We start from the raw sequence: 1,678 nt of genomic DNA on the forward strand, positions 1-1,678 counted from the left end.
GCTCAGGGAGCCCAACTGGGTGTCCGACATGCCCCATGCCGACCTCAACAGCGGAAAGACCGCATTCAGAACTTGTCGGGACATGTAGTCGGAAAGCAGCAGACCAACGGTCAGGACGAACACCACCCATGCGTACACGGGAACGGCCGGCTGCCTGGCCGGAATGTCCCCCTGGGTGGTAGATTCAATATAAGGTGTGTGCAAGATTGTCTCCTCTGCGTAAGGCTTTGGACGTACTTATGGGTTGTGCACGGCTGCCGAACGGACACCCCTAATATAGTGATGTCATGAAGTAGAATTTCTCTTTCTACGCCATAAATGTCGCATCTGGCGCCCGTAGGAGTAAACACCGGGTTGCCTGGACCTGGCTCGCGAGGTGACCGCAACGTGGCCAAAATGGAGAACGCGCAATGGTTACGATGGTGCGGGCTGTCACTCTGAACGGCTATTTTCAATTGACCAGGAAGCTTGGCGTCAATCCACAGACGCTGTTGCGACAGGCGGGCCTGGACGCGGCCATGCTGGCCAATCCGGAGCAGCGCATCCCGATAGGGGCGACCTGCGAACTGCTCGAAGCGACGGCACAAATGGCGTCGTGCCCCACGTTCGGATTACAGCTGGGCGAAGCGCGGCAGGAACTCGATTTCGGCGTCATTGGCCTGCTGTTCGCGCACAAGCGCACGTTGCGCGAAGTATTGCAAGCCGCCATTCAATATCGGCACCTGCTTAACGAAGCGCTGGGGCTCTATTTAGAAAGCGCCGGGGACAAGGTCGTGATTCGCGAGGAGATCATCGTGGACTCGCCTGTACCAATGCGACAGGCAACGGAGCTTGCAGTCGGCGTGCTTGCACGTACCTGTAGCGCACTGCTGGGCGCGAGCTGGCGTCCGATTGCTGCCAATTTCACCCACCCGGCACCAGATGATCTCCAGTACTACCGGCAGTTCTTTGGTTGTCCTGTGGTGTTCGGGAGTGATTTCAACGGCATTGTGTGCTCGGCAGTCGATCTCGACCACCCGAATCCGGCCGCCGACCCTGAACTGGTGCGATATGCCGAAAGCCTGCTTAAGCCGCTCAGCGCGGCCGAAGGGCATTCCGTCGCATTGGAGGTGCGCAGGGCCGTCTACCTGTTACTACCGCTCGAGATGGCCACCATTGACCAGGTTGCGCAACATTTGCATCTGAGTACCCGGTCCATGCAACGGCAACTCGAATTCGAGGGTACGAGTTTCTCGGCTCAGGTCGATGAGGTGCGCCACAACCTCGCCTTACGCTACATGACGAACACGCGCTATCCGATTGGGCGCGTCGCTATCTTGCTCGGTTATACAAGACAAACGTCATTCACGCGCTGGTTCACGTCGCACTTTGCGATGACGCCGCGTGCATGGCGGACCGCGCGGTCGAAATAGCGTTGCCGTAGCGACTGATGCGGTTTGTCTTGACATGCGTCATCAGGTTTTCACGGACGACAGAGGACTTCAATCCCCGCCCGGCCCACGCCAAGCGCCATCGGGCGTTCGCTCCATTTTCGTCCGGCACGCGGATCACCGCGCACTCGACAAGGTCCGGCACCAGCGAGATCAAACTCTCCACTTCGATCGACGACACCCCCCGCCGCGCGTCGTGATCACATACGGTCCACGATCTGAACGAAGCCGTCCGGATGCATCACCGC

1 protein-coding gene and 1 pseudogene are annotated in these 1,678 nt (G+C 58.9%); one reads left to right on the top strand and one right to left on the bottom strand.

From position 1 onward, the window contains the following. A pseudogene (locus WCA53_RS16370) lies at positions 1–189 on the bottom strand (MFS transporter); the annotation flags it as partial. Between the two features lie 221 nt (positions 190–410). Between WCA53_RS16370 and WCA53_RS16375 the strand changes: the two are divergent. Continuing rightward, positions 411–1,412, top strand: a complete 1,002-nt coding sequence (locus WCA53_RS16375; RefSeq protein WP_423912439.1) for an AraC family transcriptional regulator — start codon at positions 411–413, stop codon at positions 1,410–1,412. Positions 1,413–1,678 lie beyond the last annotated feature (266 nt).

The sequence above is a fragment of the Caballeronia sp. genome, from assembly GCF_049581465.1.
Classification (GTDB): domain Bacteria; phylum Pseudomonadota; class Gammaproteobacteria; order Burkholderiales; family Burkholderiaceae; genus Caballeronia.